This is a genomic window from Inquilinus sp., from assembly GCF_057815775.1.
In genome coordinates, this window is the sequence record NZ_JBYRFX010000591.1 from 1 (window position 1) to 3,198 (window position 3,198).

Below are 3,198 nucleotides of genomic sequence, written 5' to 3' on the forward strand. Positions count from 1 at the left end.
AGCGTGGCCAGCAGCTGGCCGCCGATCAGGGTGACGTATTGGAACGACCCGAAGAAGCCGCGGTGCCGGCGGGCCGCCACCTCGCTCATATAGGTCGCGCTGGTGCCGTACTCGCCGCCGACCGACAGACCCTGCACCAGCCGGGCGATCAGCAGCAGGACGCTGGCCGCGGCGCCGATGGTCTCATAGGTCGGCAACACCGCGATCGCCAGCGACCCCGCGCACATCATCAGCACCGACAGCATCATCGAAGTGCGGCGGCCGTGCCGGTCGGCGATGCGGCCGAACACCCAGCTGCCGATCGGCCGCATCAGGAAGCCGGCGGCGAAGATGCCGGCGGTGTTCAACAGCTGACTGGTCGCGTCGCCCTTGGGAAAGAAGGCGCTGGCGAAGTACAGCGAGGTGAAGGCGTAGGTGTAGAAATCGTACCACTCGACCAGGTTGCCGGAGGAGCTGCCGACGATCGCGAAGATCCGGCTGCGCGTGCTCATCGCGGCGATGGCGGCCTTGGGTTTGGCGGCCAGCGGGCGGCCTTCGGGGACGGATGCGACCATGCGGGATGTCCTCAGCCTCGTCACGCCTTTGCGGGTCGGGGCGGGCGCGGACTGGGGTTCGGCCCGCCGCGGCACAGGGTGCCGGCTGGGCGACGATCCCCGCCATTCCGAACGCTTCCCCCGACATTCCATATGCTTTTTCTACCTTGATGTCTTGTGCCGGGCCGCGGATCGGGTCAAGGATCTGTTCGCAGAACGAATGTCTTGTTCGCAAAGCGAACAATCCGGGGAGGCCAGGCTGCAGCGAACCGAGCAGGTGCTGTCGTTCCGCAAGGGGCTGGACGTGATCCGCAGCTTCGGTGCGGAGCATCGCCGCCAGACCATCACCGAGGCGGCGGCGCGCACCGGCCTGACCCGGGCGGCGGCCCGGCGCTTTCTGCTGACCCTGTGCGAGGCCGGCTACGCCCGCAGCGACGGCAAGCATTTCGAGCTGACGCCGGCGATCCTGGCGATCGGCCACAGCTTCCTGTCCGGCATGGGCGAGCTGGAGCGGGTGCGCGACGCGCTGCTGGAGCTGACACGCCGGCTCGGCGAATCCTCCTCCGCCGCCATGCTGGACGGCACCGCCATCACCTATGTCGCGCGGTCACCGGCGCCGCACCGGATCATGACGGTCGGGCTCGGCGTCGGCACCCGCCTGCCGGCACACGCCACCTCGATGGGCCAGGCGCTGCTGGCGACGCTGCACCCGCGTGAGCTGGAACGGTATTTCGAGGCGGCGGTGCTGGAGCGGTTCACCGCGCACACGCTGACCACCCGCCCGGCGCTGACGGCCCGGCTGGCCGAGATCCGCGGCCGTGGCTATGCCCTGGTGGCGGAGGAGCTGGAGGCCGGGCTGTGCTCGATCGCCGTGGCGGTGCCCGGCGGCATCTCGGCCGGCAGCCTGGCGATCAACCTCAGCGCCCCGGCGTCGCGGGTGGGGGCGGCGGAGATGCAGGCCCGCTTCCTGCCGGCGCTGCAGGAGGCGGCCCGCGCCATCGCCCTGGCGGTGCCGCGCAGTTAAAGCTCTAGAGCTTGTGCCGGCGGTCCAGCACATGGGCGTACAGGCCGCCATCGGCCGGGACATTGGTGCCGCGGATCCAGGCCGAGGCGTCCGACAGCAGGAGGCCGACCACGGGAGCGATGTCCTCCGGCCGGCCCGCCCGGTCCATCACCGCCATGTCCTCCTCGGCCCGGGCACCCAGCGTTGCCACGAAATCCTGCAGGATCGGCGTGTCGACCGGGCCGGGGCTGACCGCGTTCATGCGGATGCCGCGGTCGCGCCAGGTCCAGCGGTGGCGCAGGGTCCAGGCGATCAGCGCCTCCTTCGAGAAGAAATAGCTGCGGGCGCCGGCGATGCCGTGGTCCCGGCAGAACGCCTCGACGTCTTCGAACGCCAGATCCTCGCTGGCGCGCACGGCCGGCAGCGCCTCCGCCCAGTCCAGCCCGGCCAGCGAGGCCAGGTTCACGATCGCGGCGCCGTCGGCCAGAGTCGGCACCAGCTGTAGGGTCAGGTGCTTCAGCCCGACCAGATTGACCCGCAGCACCTCCGCCGCCGGCCGGGTCGGCGGCAGCCCGGCGATGTTGGCCAGCCCGTGCGCGCCCCGCGGCAGCGCCGCGACCAGCGCGTCGATCGACGCCCGGTCGGACAGGTCGGCGGCGAAGAAGGCGTCGACCGGGTCGGCCGGTTCTTGCCGGTCGACCGCGATGACGCGGCCGCCCCAGGCCTTCACCAGCCGGGCGGTTGCGGCACCGATGCCGGAGGCCGCACCCGTGACGATGATGGTCTTGCCGGTCAGCATATCCATGGCCCCGTGGCGGTGTGGTGCCGCCGGATCACGCGGCCAGCAGCGATTTCAGCTTTACCTCCGGCGAGGCGAGCGAGCCAGGGTCGGGTGCGGCGCGCCGGGCGATCAGCATCTCCGCCAGGCGGATCTCGCGCGCGATCCGGCCCAGCGGGCCGATGCCGCCGGCCGCGACCAGCCGACCATCCGTTGCCAAGTGGAACAGCAGCTGCGCGCCGTCGCCCAGCTCCCGCCCGACCGTGACCCGGCCTTCGTCGGCCAAGCCGGCGATCTGCAGCGTCAGCTCGTACTGGTCCGACCAGAACCAGGGCACCGCACCGATCGCCTCACCGCGGCCCAGCATGTTGCGGGCGGCCAGCGCCCCTTGGTCCTGGGCGTTGCGCCAGGCCTCCAGCCGGATGCGGCGACCGGGATAGAGCGGATGGGCGCAGGCGGCGCAGTCCCCCGCCGCGAAGATATCGGGATCGCCGGTCGCCAACGTCGCATCCACGGCGATGCCGTTGTCGACGTCCAGGCCGGCGGCTTCCGCCAGCGCCGTCTCCGGCACCGCGCCGATGCCGGCGATCACCGTGTCGGCCGCGATCCGGCTGCCATCGGCCAGCACGACGCCGCCCTCGATCCGGTCGATGCCGATGCCGGTGCGCAGGTCGACGCCGGCGGCACAGTGGCGGGCGGCGATCGGCGCGGCCAGCGCGGCCGGAACGCCGCGCATCAGGATGCGGGGCTGGGCTTCGATCACCGTCACGGCGCAGCCGCGCGCCGCCGCGGCCGCGGCCAGCTCCAGCCCGGTGAACCCGCCGCCGATGATGGCGATGCGCGCGCCGGGGCACAGAAGCGGCCGCAGTGCCAGCGCATCGTCG

Annotated in this window: 4 protein-coding genes; 1 reads left to right on the top strand and 3 read right to left on the bottom strand. The window is 72.1% G+C overall.

Annotated elements, in window-relative coordinates; translation table 11 throughout:
- The coding region (locus AC3XYG_RS20715; protein WP_489141763.1) for an MFS transporter at positions 1-554 on the bottom strand (554 nt) is incomplete at its 3' end.
- Between the two features lie 199 nt (positions 555-753).
- On the opposite strand from AC3XYG_RS20715, the gene AC3XYG_RS20720 reads away from it, so the two are divergent.
- Positions 754-1,557, top strand: coding sequence for an IclR family transcriptional regulator domain-containing protein (locus AC3XYG_RS20720; RefSeq protein ID WP_489141764.1), 804 nt, complete (start codon positions 754-756; stop codon positions 1,555-1,557).
- Between the two features lie 4 nt (positions 1,558-1,561).
- On the opposite strand, the gene AC3XYG_RS20725 is transcribed toward AC3XYG_RS20720, so the two are convergent.
- Together AC3XYG_RS20725 and AC3XYG_RS20730 are read right to left on the bottom strand one after the other, a co-directional pair.
- Positions 1,562-2,341 (bottom strand): coniferyl-alcohol dehydrogenase, encoded by a 780-nt coding sequence (locus tag AC3XYG_RS20725; protein ID WP_489141765.1) that lies wholly within the window; start codon positions 2,339-2,341, stop codon positions 1,562-1,564.
- A gap of 28 nt (positions 2,342-2,369) precedes the next feature.
- The coding region (locus tag AC3XYG_RS20730) for an NAD(P)/FAD-dependent oxidoreductase (RefSeq protein WP_489141766.1) at positions 2,370-3,198 on the bottom strand (829 nt) is incomplete at its 5' end.